Here is a 15,499-nt window from a genome sequence, read left to right as displayed (position 1 = left end):
ATGGTACCGGCATCGGTCATGGGGCGTCCCGGCGAGGAACGCCGGCTTTGAGCAGTTTCATCGTCAACGGTGTCTTCCGCATGACGTCGTCATAGTTGAAATGGACGATTTCGCGTGCGCCTGCGCGCTTCAGGGCCTCATCTCGGCGGCGTTCGTTCGCTACGATCTCCTGAATGCTTCGATTATCGGTCATGTCGGGATCGATGTATTTGCGTGTGCCGTCGTATTCGCCGACGACCGTCGCGCCATCCGCCAGCGTCCATACGAAATCGGCTCGGTATTCCGCTCCGGTCTGCGGGTCCCTCACCGGCACCTGAAGGCGCGGCGTGGAGAATCGTTCCTCGATCATCGTTCCGCGTGCCAACGATTCCCGCCGTTCTCGCTTTTCGCGTTCACATGACGCAGCAGACGCAGGGCCGAGCGTGGATCGGCGTGCATCCGGCCGAGCGCGTCAAGCACGTCCTCGGCGGTGGTCCCCTTGGCGAACGCCGAATCGAAGAACGGCAATGCGAAACGGAACTCATGTGAGCCGGCGCAGTCGAGCAGCGTCATGGCGGGCGGCAACAGGAACAGCCCCGTCTCCTCGTGTTCGATCCGCGTCGTCGCCGTCTTCGGCACATAGACGCGTTTCAGATGACAGTCGGGACGGTGCGTGCCATGATCCGATGTGGCAATCGTCACGGAACCGTCGTGCAGACACCATTGGTGTTCGAATCCGTAGGCCACCGCGGCGACGAGTCCGCCGAACACCCATGTGCGATGGGCCTGCGCGAGCGTGCGGGCGATGTGCATCGTGCGCTCCGGAGGCTTCAGCCCGTTCCAGTACATGGTCTCGGCGTACAGCGACGGAATACCCGGATAGACGCGTGTGAAATCGCCGACTTTCGCGCGTCTGCGCAACGCCGCCTGCTCGGCCTCGTTGCGGGAATACGCGCACCTGCCTGCGCGTTGGGCGTCCGCCATCAGCTTCGTCACCGTTCTATGCGTTCTCATGGTTCGACCGTAGCCGATTCGCGTTCCATGGAAGGGGACCGAGCGCCCCTTGTGGTCGGAGCCCTGTTCCTCGGCGTGTCGGCTACGGGAATCGGCGGAATCAAGCCGATTTGTGCGCAAGGTGTTCGATGTGGATAACCGTGGTGGCGTCGGATTCCGGGAACCCGCATCCCTGCCGTGGCGGTAGCCGGTTACCACTGTCGGTGTGTCGCAGCAGGTGCGCCACACTACATCGGGTGCGCCGCGCTACTGCTGATGTGCCGCAGCTGGTGTGCCGCTGCTGGTGTGTTGCCGGTGCGCTGCTGGCGTGAGCATTGCCGTTGGCATGCGGTACCGTCGCGGTCGCGTCGCATCGTCGCCGGCATGCAGGGTAATGTCGGTGGGACTTACCTTCCCTTCCGTCGGTTCCGTGCCAAGGATGGCACGGCTTCTCTGTTTGAAGACCGCCCTGCGTCGGTTCCGTGCCATGGGTGGCAGAGAGACGACGCTAGGAAGGAAGTGAGCATCGGTTGCGCGCCATCCTTGGCACGGAAACGACGGTGTGGGCTTTCTTAGCGCCGTTTCCGCGCCACGCGTGGCACAGCTCCGACGCTGAGAGGCCTCTCGGCGTCGTTCCCGGCCAGTAGGTGGCACGCATACGACGCCGCTGGCGGGAAGTGACGCGGAAGGGAAGGGTTGCCCGGTGGTGAGCGGGTGAAAGAGGCGTCCGGTGGCGAGTGGGCGAAAGGGGCGTTCAGTGGTGAGTGGGCGAAAGAGGTGCCCAAGTGGTGAGTGGGCGGGGAGGGGCGTCTGAAGATGTGGAGCGGTAGAGCAGCCCCTGTTGCAGGGAGTTAGTGGTGAGTGGGTGAAAGAGGTGCCCAGTGATGAGTGGGCGGGAGGGCTGTCTGGCGATGTGGAGCGGTAGAGCAGCTCCTGTTGAAGGGAGCCAGTGGTGAGTGGGTAAAAGAGGTGCCCGTCGATGAGCGTCCGCCGATGAGCGGCGGCCGTCGATGCGCGGCCGTCGATGCGCGGCCGGTGATGCGCGGCCGGCGAACGGATGGCGCATGACGGCAGGGGGTCGGCTATCATTGTGGGGTTTGGGCATGTGAAGGCCGTACAGTCGGCCCGGACGGGGAAACCACCCGGACAGGGAACCCACCCGGATGAAGAGCTACTTGGACGGGAAGCCCCCGGACGGAGAGCCCTCGTCGGGAGGTTCCCGTCCGGGAGCCCCGGCCGCGGGCGGATCCGACGGCCAGCCGGCCGCGGCACGGCAACGGCACAGAAGAACAAGCAGGAGCAACAGGAACCATGTCATTCGAGCATCCGAACAGGAACAACGAGACCATCCAGGACGTCGAGCTGGACATCATGAGCCGTCCGCCGGAGCACAACACCACGAATCTCGATCTGGACCGCATGAACCTGATGCTCGACGTGCTGGGGCACCCGGAGGAGTCGTTCCGCGTGATCCATGTGACCGGCACCAACGGCAAGGGCTCCACCGCGCGCATGGCCGAGGCCATCTGCCGCGCCTACGGCATGCGCACCGGCCTGTACACGTCGCCGCATCTGGAGAAGATCAACGAGCGCATCGCCATCGACGGCCAGCAGCTCTCCGACGACGATTTCATCGACGCGTGGGATCAGATCAAGGACCTCGTCGCGCTTGTCGACCGGAAGATGGAGGAGCAGGGCAAGCCGCGCATGAGCTTCTTCGAGGTGCTCACCGCCATGGCCATCTGGAAGTTCGCCGACGCCCCGGTCGACGTGGCCATCGTGGAGGTCGGCATGGGCGGCGCATGGGACGCCACCAACGTGCTCGACGCGGACGCGGCGATCATCGGACCGGTCGACATGGACCACATGAAGTGGCTGGGCGACACCGTGGAGGAGATCGCCACCGAGAAGGCCGGCATCATCAAGCCCGGCTGCACCGCCGTCATCGGCCCCCAGCCGCACGAGGAGGCGGTCATGCCGATCATCGAGGCGGCCGCCGAACGCAACCATGCGAAGCTCGTGCGCGACGGCTATGAGATGGAGGTCATCAACCGTATGCCCGCCGTCGGCGGCCAGGTCGCCACCCTGTCCACGCCGCTCGGCACGTACACGGAGGTTCCGATCGCCAAGTTCGGCGAACATCAGGCGCACAACGCGCTTTCCGCGCTCGCCGCCTGCGAGGCCGTGATCCCCGTGTCCGGCGCGTTGGACGGCGACATCGTCGCCGAGGCGCTTTCCAGCGTGAGGATCCCGGGCCGCATCGAGCAGATCCGCACCTCGCCGACGATCATCGTGGACGGCGGACACAACGTGAACGCCGCCGAATCCCTGCGCGCCGCCATCGAGGAGAACTACCACTTCGAACAGCTGGTCGGCGTGGTCGCCATGATGGAGGACAAGCAGGTCGAGGAGTATCTCGGCGTGCTCGAACCGGTCCTGAGCCAGGTGGTCGTCACCGAGAACTCGTGGCGCGACCGCGTCATGTCCGCCGACGACCTGGAGAAGATCGCCGTCGAGGTGTTCGGTCGCGACCGCGTCGTCAAGGAGCCGGAACTGCCGGACGCGATCCAGACCGCCGTCAACATGGTCGACGAGGCGGACGAGCTGGGTGTCGGCTACGGTCACGGTGTGCTCATCTGCGGCAGCTTCGTCACCGCCGGCGACGCCCGCGAGATGCTCGAGGAGCATGCGAGCCCGATCATGAGGAAGGCGATGAGCATCCACCAGCCCGTCGTCGAGCCTGACGACGGCGACACGGACGCATCCGACATGGCCGACTCCGGTGAGGACGCCGGCGACGACGTGCTCGGAGGCCTGTTCGGCGGCGAGGCGCGGCCCTCCGCCGATTCCGCCACCGATACCGACAAGACCGAGTAAAGGACGACCAAGGGGTGTATCTCAAGGAACTGACGCTGCGCGGCTTCAAATCATTCGCCTCGGCGACCACGCTGCGCTTCGAGCCCGGCATCACCGCCGTGGTCGGCCCGAACGGCTCCGGCAAGTCGAACATCGTCGACGCGCTCACCTGGGTGATGGGCGAGCAGGGCGCGCGCAACCTGCGCGGCACGTCGATGGAGGACGTGATCTTCGCGGGCACGTCCTCCCGTCCGGCGCTCGGCCGCGCGCAGGTGAGCCTTACCATCGACAACACCGACCACGCGCTCGACATCGACTACACGGAAGTCACGATCTCGCGCACGATCTTCCGCAACGGCGGCTCCGAATACGCGATCAACGGCTCTCCATGCCGTCTGCTCGACATCCAGGAGCTGTTGAGCGACACCGGTCTCGGCCAGCAGATGCATGTGATCGTCGGCCAGGGCCGTCTCGACCAAATCCTTCGGGCCGATCCGGCCGGGCACCGCGCGTTCATCGAAGAGGCGGCCGGCGTCCTCAAACACCGCAAACGCAAGGAACGTGCGCTGCGCAAGCTCGCCAACACGGACGCGAACCTGCGCCGGCTCGACGACCTGCTCGGCGAAATCCACCGCCAGCTCGGACCGCTCGGCCGCCAGGCCCGCGTCTCCCGCCGCGCCGACGCGATCAAGGTCACGCTGCGCGACGCCCAGTCACGTCTCTACGCCGAGGACGCGGTCAAGGCGATGCGACGACGCGACCGTGCGCACGAGGAGCTTACAGCCGTCCGCGGCGACCTCAACGCCTTGCGCCGCGAACTTGCGCAGGTCAAAGTGCGCATCGAACAGGTGGAGGCGCAGGCCGGCGAAGCCGACCCCGCCATCGAACGGCTCGACCGGTCCTGGCATGAGCTCACGCAGCTGAAGGAACGCTTCGGCTCGCTCGCGGCGCTCGCCGACGAACGAGGCCGCGCGCTGTCCGCGGCCGTCACGCCGGAACGCGGCGAGGATCCGGACATCCTCGACCATCGCGCCGCGGAACTCGACGTGCAGGAGGCCGACGCGCGGGACGCGGAACAGGACGCACGACTCGCACTCGAACAGGCCACCGAGACGCGCGCCGCCGACGAACAACGTCTCGCCGGCATGCGACGCACGATCGCGGAAGTCGACCGCGCCTCACGTGAACGCGATGCGCGCGCCGCACGGATGCGCGAGCTCATCGCACGCGAGGAGGCCGCCGTCGAACTGGGGGAGAGCCGAGGCAAGGACCTCGCGGCGCAACGGGAATCCCTGCTCGCCCAGCAGCATGACGCGCGCACGCGGCTCACACGCCTGCACGAACAGGCCGAAACCGGCGGTGACGACGGGAACGTCGCGTTGGATGAGGCGCGCGCCGCGCTCGCCGAACGCCGTACCGCCCTGGACACGCTGCTCGCCGAACAACGCGACCTCCAGTCCGCGATCATCTCGCTCGACGCCAAATCCGAGGCGTTGAAGGACACGCTCGAATCCCGCGGCGACGCCGGCTCGCTCGAATCCGATCCGGACGTGACCGTGCTCGGGCGGCTCGCCGACCTCATCCACGTCGCCGACGGATGGGAGGAGGCGGTCGCCCATGCGCTCGACGGGTATGCGGGCGCGCTCGTCGTCCCCGACGACACGGCCATGCTCGCCGCCCTGCGCGCCGCCCGCGAACGCCGCATCGGCAAGGCCACGGTCATCAACGCGGGCGCCGCCATTCCGGATGCCGCGGGAGTGCCGGTCGATGCCGCGGGGAACGACGTCACGGAAAACGATGCAGCCGCCGGAACGCCGGCGCTCGCCGCGCTCGTCACCGCGAACCCGCATGCCGCGGATCCGGCGCTCGCCGCCCGCGTCGCCGCGGTGGTGCGCATGCTGCTCGCCGACACGGCCACGGCCGACCGGCTCGAGGACGCGCGGCGAATCCTCGCCGAAGGCAAGGCGACCCGCGCCGTGACGCGCGCCGGCGACATGCTGGTCGCGCATATCGCCGCGTCGGGCGGCTCCGGCTCAGCGCAAAGCGACTTGTCATTGGCCGCGCGCCGCGACAAGGCGCTGCGCCGGGCGAAGGAACTCGCCGCACGGCTCGAACAACTGGAGCCCAAGGTATCGCAGGCCCGTACCGCGCTCGCGCAGGCGTCGGCGAACGTCGAAGCGGAGACCCGGCGTCGCACCGAGGCGCGGATCAAGGCCGAACAGGCGCATCGTGAGACGCGCGACGTCCAGACGCGTCTCGACGGCGTCACGCGCGAGATCGCACGGCTCGACGAGCGGCTCGAAGCCGCACGCGGGGAGCAGGAGAACCATCGCATGCGGCTCGCCGACCTCAACGCCGCGCTCGCCGCGGAATCGGAGGGCGAGGCGGGGCGGCAGGACGCCGCTGGTCTCGCCGAACGCGCGCGCGAGCTCGAGACGGCGCTCGCCACGGCCCGCGACCAGGAGGTCGCTGCGAAGATCGCATGGACGGAGACGAAACGCAGGGCCGAATCGCTGCAACGCCAGTCCGCGCTCCTGCACACGCAGGCGCGGGAGGCGCGCGAACGCCGCGCACGGCTCGACAGGCTCGCCGAGGAACGCCGCGAACGCGCCGCACGAGTCCGGGCGGTCGCGCGGAAGGCCGGAGCGGCGGCCGCGAAGGCGGAACAGGCGGTCGCGAAGGTCGTCGCCGAACGCGACGGGCTCAGGGCCGCGGCCGCCGGGCGCAACGAGACGTTGCGCGAGCTGCGTGAACGCCGCAACGGGCTCGAACCGAAGGTCGGCGGGCTGGCGGAACGCGAGCACGCGCTCGACGTGGACCGCGAACGATACGCGGGCGAATACGCGCAGGTCGAACGCAAGGCGGGCGACGAACTCGGCATGAGCGTCGGGGAACTCGTCGCGGAATACGGTCCGGACCGGCCGGTGCCGGTGCTCGACGAGCACGGCAGACCGGTGCCCGTCGACGAGACCGCCGCAGCCGATGCGGACGGGACGAACGCGGACGGCGGCACCGACGATGCGGATGCTGACGGTGCCCCCGCCGCCATCCGCACCACGCCGTACGTGCGCGAGGAGCAGGAGCGACGCCTCGACAAGGCGAAACGCGACCTCGCCAAGCTCGGCAAGGTGAACCCGCTCGCCACCGAGGAGTACGAGGCGCTGGAGGAGCGCAACAAGTACCTGAACGGTCAGCGCGACGACGTGGCCCGTTCACGCGACGACCTCATGCGGCTCATCCACGACCTCGACGCGACGATGGTCGACGTGTTCCGCACCGCCTTCGACGACACCGCCAAGGCGTTCGAACAGGTCTTCGCGACCCTGTTCCCCGGTGGTACCGGACGTCTGCGGCTCGAACGTCCCGACGACCTGCTGTCGACCGGTGTGATCGTCGAGGCGAGCCCCGCCGGCAAGCGCGTCAAGCAGCTGAGCCTCCTGTCCGGCGGTGAACGTTCGCTGACCGCGCTGGCCCTGCTGTTCGCGATCTTCACCGCACGCCCCAGCCCGTTCTACGTGATGGACGAGGTCGAAGCCGCGCTGGACGACGTGAACCTCACGCGCCTGCTCGACGCGTTGAATGATTTGCGCGAGCACGCCCAGCTCATCGTCATCACGCACCAGCAGCGCACGATGTCGATCGCGGACGCGCTCTACGGCGTGACGATGCGCGCCGACGGCGTCACCGCCGTGGTGAGCCAGAAGCTCGACGGCGGTCTCGCTGTCGCCGACTGAGCGAGTACCGAACGAGTACCGAGCAAAGACGGAACAGCCCCTTCCGTCCGTCGGATGGAAGGGGCTTCGTCGTATCGGTGCCGTCGGAGGAGCCGACCGGCTCACGCCTTGCGTGACTCGCGCAGCGCCTTGGCGCGGGCGATCGTATCGTCTACGAGCACCGCCTGCGCGTCCACGATCGGCAGCTGCGGCATCGGGAACGCCTCGTTCAACACGGAGAGCTCGGTGCAGCCGAGGATCAGCGCGTCGGCGCGCACCGGTCCGGACGGGTCGAGCATGTCGCGCAGCACCGACTCGTAGCGTTCCAGATTCAATCCGCCGGCGCCCTTCACGTCGTCGTAGATGAGCGACGTGATGCGGTCCTGCAGCGCGTCGTCCGGCTCGACGAACTCGTAGCCCGCCTCCTCGACGGCCTGACGGTACACGCCCGCGGCGCGCGAGCCGAGCGTGCCGAGGAAGCCGACGCGCTCGCACGTGCCCGAAGGCGCGTGCGGGTACAGGGCGGCGAGGCGTGCGACCGCCCCGCGCGGCATGTGCAGGATCGGCACGGGGGTGAGCGCCTGGAAATGATCGTAGAAGTAGTGCGCCGTGTTGCAGGTGAGCACGATGAAGCTCGCGCCCATCGCGGTCGCCTTCTCGATGTCGTCGGCGAGCACCGGGAACGGGTCGTCGTCCGACTGGCCGGTGATGAACGCGGTGCGGTCCGGCACGGAGGCGTCGTTGAACACGACGTAGTCGAGGTACTCCTGGTCGCAGCGTGCGTGCGTGCCCTCGTTGACGAGACGCACGTAGCTTTCCGTGGCCAGCGAACCCATGCCTCCCAGCACGGCGAAGAACGGTCTTCTCACTTCAGTGCGCCCTTCTGTCGGAAGTACTTGGCGTAGCTCTTCTTGTAGATCGAGAACATGTGGCGGATCATCAGCCAGCGCAGCGGGTTCATGTCCTTCGCGTACTCGAGCGTGGTGCCCCAGTCGCCGGCCTTCATCATCGCCATGCCACGCGCCTTGTCCTCGCCTTCGGCGACGTAGTCGGTGAAAATCGAACGCGGGATCTCCAGCCACAGCTTCGAGCCGCGGCCGAACACGGTGTTCCCGTCGAACGGCGTGTCCTCGACGAGGTCGTCGACGAAGTACTTCGCCAGATTGAAGCCGTTGAGCGTGACGAAATAGCTGGAGCGGCCCTGGCGCAGGTTGATCTCGAACAGCTTGTACTCGCCGTCGCGCTCGTCGTACTTCATGTCGAAGTTCGCGACGCCCTCGTAGCCGATGTCCTCCAGGAACGCCTTGATGCGGTCGAACACGCCCTGGTTGAAGTCGGGGATGATGGCCGCGTAGTTGCCGGCGGCCACGGGGGAGGGGTCCTCGAGCAGCGGGTGGCCGAGGAACATCATGCGCACGCGGTGGTGGTGGTCCACGTAGGCGTTGAGCACGCGCATGCGCGAGTCGTCGCCGGGGATGAAGTCCTGGATGATCATCTCGGACTTGTAGCCGGCGTCGTAGGCGCGGCGGATCATCACGTCCAGCTCCTCGGGGCGCTCGAAGATGTACGCCTTACGGCGGCCCTCGAAGTCGATGTCGAGCCATTCGACCGAGTTGGCGGGCTTCATGGCCACCGGGTAGGAGAACGGCAGGTCCTTGTACGCGCCGAGCCTCACGTCCTCGGCGGTCACGGTCTTCGTCTTCGGATGCGGCAGGTCGTACTTTTCGCACAGCTTGTAGAACGTGGCCTTGTAGGCGAGCTCGCGCGACAGGCGGATGTCGAGCGTGTTGTAGACGAAGTACTTCCTCAGGTCGTCGCCGCACTGGCTCAGCAGGTTCGCGTACACGTCGCCGCAGGGGATGAGCAGCAGCGCGCGGTCCGGGTCCTCGGCCTTCATGCGCCGGCCGAGGTCGAGCATGAAGTCGCGGAACGTCACGAAGTTGTCGAAGTCGGGCACGATGTGCACGTTGACGATCTTGCTGAACTTGGTGGGGCTCAGCTGGAAGTACGCGTACGCGTCGGAGACGATGCCGTACTCCTCGTGGAACGCGCGGGCCATGCCGTACACGTTGATGTCGCTACCAAGCAGAATCGGTTGGAATCGGGTCATGGTTGCTCACCTTACTCCCTGCGCATGCCGTTCGAGCGCGCGCCGCACGACGTTCGCGTCGCCCGGCCACGCCACCGGCCTGCCGTCGATGATGTTGCGCGTCTCGTGGCCCTTGCCGATGACGAGCACGATGTTAAGCCTCCCGTGCTCGCGCGCGTCGGCGCGGGCCTCGTCGATGGCCGTCCCGATCGCCTGCTCGCGGTCGACGATCACCTTCGCCGTCGCGTCCGGGTCGGTCACGTGGGAGGCCATCTCCTCGGCGATCGCGCGCGGGTCCTCGAAGTTCGGATCGTCGGTGGTGAGGATGAACGACTTGGCGCGTCCCAGCGCGCCCTTGACGATGCCCTCGCGGCGGTCGATGGCTTTGCCGCCGGTCGATCCGGCGACGAGCGTGATGCGCGGGTCCCGTTCGCCGTACACGCGCAGCACCTCATCGACGACCGACTTGGTGGAGATGTAGTTGTGCGCGTAGTCCACGTACACGTGCAGGTTCTCGCCTTCGGTGAAGCGTTCCATGCGTCCCGGCACCTGCACGCGTTCGACGGCGCGCATCGCCGGGTCGTCGAACGGCACGCCGGCCTTCATCGCCAGCGTCATCGCGGTGCCCGCGTTGAGGAAGTTGAATTCGCCAAGCATGTCGAGCTCGAGCGCGACGGTCGTGCCGCCGCACGTCACGCGGATGCCGGTCTTGCGCGACGGGTCCACGGCGATCGTCACGTCGGCGGGCGTCGTGTGTCCGGTCGCCGGGTCGTCGAGCGCGAACGTCGTGACCGTCACGCCGGCGCGCCGCGCGTCCTCGCGCAGCAGGTCGGCGTGGTCGCAGTCGGCGCCGAGCACGAGCGTGCGCGAGTTCGCGATGATGCGGCGCTTGCAGTGGAGATAATCCTCGAACGTGGGGTGTTCGATCGGGCTGATGTGGTCGGGGGAGATGTTGAGGAAGGCGCCGACGTCGAAGGTGAGTCCGTAGACGCGGTTCACCTTGTACGCCTGCGAGCTGACCTCCATGACGAGGTATTTCATGCCGTTGTCGACGGCCTCGCGCATCATCCGGAACGCGTCGAGCGATTCGGGCGTCGTGAGCTTGGACGGCGTCCACGTACGCCCGTCGAGGCAGCAGGTGAGCGAGCTCATCATCGCCGCGTGGCCATGCGAGTATTCGTTGAGGATCGCGTGCGTGAAGTAGTCGGTGGTGGTCTTGCCTTTGGTGCCGGTGATGCCGATCAGGGTGAGCTCGTCCTGCGGGCGTCCGTAGAATTCGGCCGACAGCAGACTCATCGCCTTGTGCACATCCTCGACGATGAGGCCCGGGGCCTTCGTGCGGTCCGTGTAGGGGGTCTCGGCCACGTAGGCGCCGAGGCCGCGCCCGTCGATGCCGTCGAGGAACTCGGGCTTGAACCGTCCCTTGATGAACAGCAGCGCGCCGTCCGCCACCTTGCGGGTGTCGTAGGTGATGGACGGAATCGGATCGCTCGCGCCGGGAATCGTCGAGGCGTCCATCGTCCAATGGTTCCCGGCGACGATCTCGCGAAGCAGATGATGGTTATCCAGCAGCTTGGCCGCGGCGGCGAGGCTCAACGGCGAAGTCGTGGTGGGCATATGGTTCTCTCCCTAGTATCGAGTGGCGATGCGGGTCTCCCCGGCATCATCGCACGATACTACTCCACCGGCGTCTCACTTCGCCGCAAGCAGCCGTTCGACCACCCGGTCGTCGCCCTCGTACGGCACGTGCCTGTTGCGGTCCTTGATCCAGCGTTCGTCGCCTTTGCCGATGACGAGCACCACGTCCACGCGTTCCGGGTGCGCACGCGCCTCGTCCAACGCGTCGGCGATGGCGGCGGTGCGGTCGATGATCGTCGCGGCGGCGACGCGCGGGTTGGTCACGTGGGAGCGCATGTCGCGGCAGATGTCCTCGAATGGTTCGGTGTCGGTGTCCTCCGCGGTGAACACGAAACGCGCGATGCGGTCCTGCGCCGCCTCGACGATCTCCCGGCGGCGGTCGAACGCCTTGTCCCCCGCCGAACCGGCCACCAGCGTGACGATCGGATCGCGGCCGGCGTAGCGAGCGTCGACGAAGTCGAGCAGCGCCTTGACGGAGACGTGGTTGTGCGCGTAGTCGACGATGATGTCGGTGTCGCTCGCCGCGTCGCGGAAATGCTCCATGCGGCCGGATACGCGCGTCGGCTCCATCGCGTGCAGCGCGCCCGCCTCGTCGGCCGGCACGCCCGCCGCATGCGCGATGGCCACGGCGGCCAGCGCGTTCTCATAGTTGAAATCGCCGGCGAGCGCCAGCCGGTAGCCGCCGAGGTCGTGGCTGTCGAGGCGCATCGCGTAGGCGTCGTGGCCGTCGCCGGTCGGCCACGCGACGGCCGTGGCGGGCGCGTCGTCGTCGGCGGGTGCGGCGTCCAGCAGCGCGAATTCGGTCACGGGCACGCCGGCGGTGGCCGCGTCCTCGCGCAGCAGGTCGGCGTGGTTGGTCCGCGCGTTGAGCACCAGCGCGCGGCTGTTGTCCACGATGAGGCGTTTGCAGCGCAGATAATCCTCGAGCGAGGGGTGCTCGATGTCGCTGATGTGGTCGGGGGAGATGTTGAGGAAGGCGCCGACGTCGAAGGTGAGTCCGTAGACGCGGTTTACCTTGTACGCCTGCGAGCTGACCTCCATGACGAGGTATTTCATGCCGTTGTCGACGGCCTCGCGCATCATCCGGAAGGCGTCGAGCGATTCGGGCGTGGTCAGATCGGATTCGACGTAGGTGTGGCCGTCGAGGCAGTTGTCCACCGAGGAGAACAGGGCGCAGCGGCCGTCGGAGTGGGTGTTGAGCACGGCCTGCGTGAAGTACGCGGTGGTGGTCTTGCCTTTGGTGCCGGTGATGCCGATCAGGGTGAGTTGGTCCTGCGGGCGTCCGTAGAATTCGGCGGCGAGCAGGCTCAGCGCCTTGCGCGCGTCGTCGACGATCAGTCCGGGTGCGGCGGTGTGGGCGGACATGTCGGTTTCGGCGACGTAGCCGGCGAGACCGCGGTCGTCGCAGCCGTCGAGGAATTCGGGGCGGAATCGGCCCTTGCATACGAGCATCGAGCCGGGGGCGACCTTGCGGGTGTCGTAGGTGAGCGAGGCGAACGGTTCGTCCGCGCCGGGCAGCGCCGCGGCCGTCCTCGACCATCGTCCGCCGTGGATCACCTCGCGCAGCAGATGGTGGCGTTCGAGCAGTGCGGCGGCGGAGTTGAGGGTCAGTGCCATCGGTGTCGCTTCCTTTCGTGGCGGGGCCGTGCCCGCCGATCGTGTCGGTCGTAGCGGCCGTACGTTCCTGTACGGTCGGAAGGCCCGTGCCTCCCGTTCGGACGGCTCTACTGTGGGCGACGAATCTCAACGTCGACTGGGAGGTTGCTTGGATTCTACCGCCGGATATGCCCGGATACGCGGCCTGCGGCGATTACAATGGGCAATCGTGACCAGCGAGACGAAAGAGACGATGGCTCAGCGCCGCGCGCGCTTCGAGAAGCTCGCCATGCCCGCGCTCGACGCGCTCTACCGGCGGGCGATGCGCCTGACCAACGATCCGGACGATGCGCAGGATCTCGTGCAGGACACCTTCGAGAAGGGGTTCAAGGCGTTCGATTCGTTCACGCCGGGGACGAACTTCGAGGCGTGGATGACGACCATCGAACGCAACGCCTACTTCAACCAGTACGCGAAGGCGAAGCGGCGCCCGCAGCGGGCGAACGATACGAGCGGCGAATACGACGACTGGGACCTGTACGAGGCGTCCGAACATTCCTCGGACGGGCTCAAATCCGCGGAGGACGAGTATCTGGACGCGTTCGCGCCCGAGGAGATCATGCAGGCGCTGGCGAAGCTGTCTCCCGAACGGCGGCAGGTGTTCATCGACACGGCGATCGACGGCAAGACGTACCGGCAGGTCGCTGAGGAGCAGGGCGTCGCCATCGGCACGGTGATGAGCCGGCTCAACCGCGCGCGCACCCAGCTCAAGCACGAGCTCGCGTCCTACGCGCGCGAACACGGGTACGGGTCGCAGCTGCCGGCTAAGCCGTCCTCCGGCTCCGGTTCACCCTCGGCGAAGTCGGGGCGGGGGCGTGCCGGTTCACGCGTTTCCGGCGATAATGGAACCGTCAGGCGGGAATCCGCACAGGGAAAGGAGACGCGATGAGCCAGATGCCGGTGGAGCATGTGCGTCGCATCGCCGTCACCCGCACGTCGGCGGATGGCGTCGTCAGCCATACCGAGGTGCGCATCACCGAGACGCGCGTCGTCGACGTGGATTCCGCGGCCGATGCCGGTCGTGACATGGGCGATGTGGGGGAGTGCTTCGACCCCGCGACCTGCTGCTCCGAGCGGGAGCAGGCGATGATCGCCGCGTTGCGTGCCTATCTGCGGCCCGAATCGGCGCCGGAATGTCTCAAGGCGAGACTCAAGGCATGCCTCGACCACTGCTGCGAACAGTGAGCGGGTGCCTCGCGCGGGGCATGTGGGACTTCGTTCGCGATATCTCTCCCTCAGTCGGCTTCGCCGACAGCTCCCTCGTCAGAGGGAGCCGAACGAAGACGCGGATATGAGAAAACCCGCCGGGCCGTGAGGCTCAGGCGGGTTTTCCGCGTCTTGAACAGACAAGAATCAGGCGTTGGGGCGCTTGCCGTGGTTGGCGGCCTTCTTACGACGATCCTTGCGCTTACGTCCGCGCATGCCCATGATGGACTCCTTTACTGGAAAGATAAATAAGCCTTCGGCATTATGCCACAGGACGCGGACGCGCCGCAAACCGCGTTTCGGACGGGAGCCGGAAACGCGGTTCGCGGCGCGTACCGTGGCGAGATGGCGTCAGTCGATCTCGGCCTTGATGAACAGCTTCGTCACGCTGGACTCGCCCGGCTTGATCGCGATGAGGTCCTTGCCGGTGTTGAACGCGTTCGCGTAGGCGGTCTGCGGCTCGACCGCGGTGCCCGCCGGATGCTTGGACGCCGGGAAGCCGGTGCCGGTGCACACCTGGAACGAGGTGACCGTCTCGTCGCCGCCCACGTGGACGGTCAGGCCGTCCGGGCGGTGGAACACGGCGGTCGTGGTGCCGTCGGCGGCGTGCTCGACGTCCGTCCACGCGTCGTCGTACGGCTGCTCGGTGATCAGACGCGGCTCGCGGAAGTCGTACTTCGTGCCGTCCACCGGTTCGGTGCCGGTCGGGATGAGGTTCTCGTCGACGGTGACGTGCGTGCGCGCCGGCACGGTGAGCGTGCACTGCGCGTTGTGGCCGTCGATCTCGTCGCCGTAGCCGTTGAAGCCGTTGTCGAGCCACGGGTGGATGGCGAGCGCCCACGGGGCGTCGACGTCGCCGTTGTTGGCGGCCTCGACGGTGACCTTCAGGCCGTCGTCGGTGAGCTCGTGCGTCGCGGTGACGGTCACGTCGAACGGGTAGCCGAGCAGGAACGGCACGCGCCAGGACTGGGTGACGGAGTTCTCGGTGAGGGTCTCCAGCTTCCAGAAGGAGCGGTAGCCGTAGCCGTGGATGGCGGTGTTCCTGTCGTGCTCGTCGATCGGCAATTCGTAGGTCTTGCCTTCGAAGGTGTAGACGCCGCCTTCGATGCGGTTCGGGAACGGCACGAGCAGCTGGCCGTGGCAGCAGGTGACGGGGTCGTCCGGTCCGAGCGGGACGATCACGTTCCTGCCCTTGTAGGTGACTTCGCGCATCGTCGCGCCCAGTTCGGTGATGACGGCCTTGTAGTCGCCGTGGGTGATCGTGTACTGCTGCCCCGTGCGCGGGGGAAGGTTCTTGGCCATATATCTCACTCCAGAGTGAATATGAAGTTGTTTGCGGTGTGCGCGACAACGTGCGTTATCGCTAACA

Annotated in this window: 12 protein-coding genes; 4 read left to right on the top strand and 8 right to left on the bottom strand. The window is 67.1% G+C overall.

Going from position 1 to position 15,499, the window contains the following annotated elements; all coding sequences use genetic code 11:
• Positions 1–16: 16 nt before the first annotated feature.
• The gene (locus tag BSTEL_RS12695) at positions 17–349 is read right to left on the bottom strand and encodes a CTP synthase (protein ID WP_238567622.1); all 333 of its coding nucleotides are present in this window, start codon (positions 347–349) and stop codon (positions 17–19) included.
• Complete coding sequence (locus BSTEL_RS04255) at positions 346–993, bottom strand: hypothetical protein (RefSeq protein WP_238567621.1); 648 nt, start codon at positions 991–993, stop codon at positions 346–348. Before BSTEL_RS04255 ends, BSTEL_RS12695 begins: the two co-directional genes overlap by 4 nt.
• A gap of 1,290 nt (positions 994–2,283) precedes the next feature.
• Between BSTEL_RS04255 and BSTEL_RS04250 the strand changes: the two genes are divergently transcribed.
• Positions 2,284–3,849, top strand: coding sequence for a bifunctional folylpolyglutamate synthase/dihydrofolate synthase (locus tag BSTEL_RS04250; RefSeq protein ID WP_084686107.1), 1,566 nt, complete (start codon positions 2,284–2,286; stop codon positions 3,847–3,849).
• 14 nt (positions 3,850–3,863) lie between these two features.
• Positions 3,864–7,562 carry a chromosome segregation protein SMC gene (gene smc, locus BSTEL_RS04245; protein ID WP_034527526.1) on the top strand — a complete coding sequence of 1,233 codons (3,699 nt, stop codon included), beginning with the start codon at positions 3,864–3,866 and terminating at the stop codon, positions 7,560–7,562.
• A gap of 101 nt (positions 7,563–7,663) precedes the next feature.
• Here the strand turns inward: smc and BSTEL_RS04240 are convergent, their stop codons facing one another.
• The 4 genes from BSTEL_RS04240 to BSTEL_RS04225 form a co-directional block, all read right to left on the bottom strand.
• On the bottom strand, positions 7,664–8,410 hold the full coding sequence (locus tag BSTEL_RS04240; protein ID WP_034527523.1) for an aspartate/glutamate racemase family protein: 747 nt from the start codon (positions 8,408–8,410) through the stop codon (positions 7,664–7,666).
• Positions 8,407–9,651, bottom strand: coding sequence for a carboxylate--amine ligase (locus BSTEL_RS04235; protein WP_034527520.1), 1,245 nt, complete (start codon positions 9,649–9,651; stop codon positions 8,407–8,409). Before BSTEL_RS04235 ends, BSTEL_RS04240 begins: the two co-directional genes overlap by 4 nt.
• Positions 9,652–9,657: 6 nt before the next feature.
• Entirely contained in the window at positions 9,658–11,247 is a 1,590-nt protein-coding gene (locus BSTEL_RS04230) for a UDP-N-acetylmuramoyl-L-alanyl-D-glutamate--2,6-diaminopimelate ligase (RefSeq protein WP_034527517.1), read from the bottom strand.
• A 75-nt stretch (positions 11,248–11,322) separates the two neighbouring features.
• Entirely contained in the window at positions 11,323–12,885 is a 1,563-nt protein-coding gene (locus BSTEL_RS04225) for a UDP-N-acetylmuramoyl-L-alanyl-D-glutamate--2,6-diaminopimelate ligase (protein ID WP_034527514.1), read from the bottom strand.
• Between the two features lie 232 nt (positions 12,886–13,117).
• Here BSTEL_RS04225 and BSTEL_RS04220 point away from each other — a divergent pair, with 232 nt between their 5' ends.
• Together BSTEL_RS04220 and BSTEL_RS04215 are read left to right on the top strand one after the other, a co-directional pair.
• The gene (locus BSTEL_RS04220; RefSeq protein WP_084686106.1) at positions 13,118–13,813 is read left to right on the top strand and encodes a sigma-70 family RNA polymerase sigma factor; all 696 of its coding nucleotides are present in this window, start codon (positions 13,118–13,120) and stop codon (positions 13,811–13,813) included.
• On the top strand, positions 13,810–14,109 hold the full coding sequence (locus BSTEL_RS04215; RefSeq protein WP_034527513.1) for a hypothetical protein: 300 nt from the start codon (positions 13,810–13,812) through the stop codon (positions 14,107–14,109). The genes BSTEL_RS04220 and BSTEL_RS04215 overlap by 4 nt, the downstream gene beginning before the upstream one ends.
• 168 nt (positions 14,110–14,277) lie before the next feature.
• On the opposite strand, the gene BSTEL_RS12980 is transcribed toward BSTEL_RS04215, so the two are convergent.
• Both BSTEL_RS12980 and BSTEL_RS04210 read right to left on the bottom strand, forming a co-directional pair.
• Entirely contained in the window at positions 14,278–14,352 is a 75-nt protein-coding gene (locus tag BSTEL_RS12980) for a 50S ribosomal protein bL37 (protein WP_003817083.1), read from the bottom strand.
• A gap of 129 nt (positions 14,353–14,481) precedes the next feature.
• Positions 14,482–15,432 (bottom strand): aldose 1-epimerase family protein, encoded by a 951-nt coding sequence (locus tag BSTEL_RS04210; RefSeq protein WP_034527510.1) that lies wholly within the window; start codon positions 15,430–15,432, stop codon positions 14,482–14,484.
• Between the last annotated feature and the right edge of the window lie 67 nt (positions 15,433–15,499).

Source organism: Bifidobacterium stellenboschense (assembly GCF_000741785.1).
Taxonomy (GTDB): Bacteria; Actinomycetota; Actinomycetes; order Actinomycetales; family Bifidobacteriaceae; genus Bifidobacterium; species Bifidobacterium stellenboschense.
The sequence above is the reverse complement of the archived record's forward strand: the minus strand, read 5'-3'. Positions and strand labels throughout refer to the sequence as shown.

Coding starts and splice junctions, on each gene's coding strand:
- BSTEL_RS12695 (WP_238567622.1), bottom strand. CDS start 349: ATGATCGAGGAACGATTCTCCACGCCGCGCCTTCAGGTGCCGGTGAGG.
- BSTEL_RS04255 (WP_238567621.1), bottom strand. CDS start 993: ATGAGAACGCATAGAACGGTGACGAAGCTGATGGCGGACGCCCAACGC.
- BSTEL_RS04250 (WP_084686107.1), top strand. CDS start 2,284: ATGTCATTCGAGCATCCGAACAGGAACAACGAGACCATCCAGGACGTC.
- BSTEL_RS04235 (WP_034527520.1), bottom strand. CDS start 9,651: ATGACCCGATTCCAACCGATTCTGCTTGGTAGCGACATCAACGTGTAC.
- BSTEL_RS04230 (WP_034527517.1), bottom strand. CDS start 11,247: ATGCCCACCACGACTTCGCCGTTGAGCCTCGCCGCCGCGGCCAAGCTG.
- BSTEL_RS04225 (WP_034527514.1), bottom strand. CDS start 12,885: ATGGCACTGACCCTCAACTCCGCCGCCGCACTGCTCGAACGCCACCAT.
- BSTEL_RS04220 (WP_084686106.1), top strand. CDS start 13,118: ATGGCTCAGCGCCGCGCGCGCTTCGAGAAGCTCGCCATGCCCGCGCTC.
- BSTEL_RS04215 (WP_034527513.1), top strand. CDS start 13,810: ATGAGCCAGATGCCGGTGGAGCATGTGCGTCGCATCGCCGTCACCCGC.
- BSTEL_RS04210 (WP_034527510.1), bottom strand. CDS start 15,432: ATGGCCAAGAACCTTCCCCCGCGCACGGGGCAGCAGTACACGATCACC.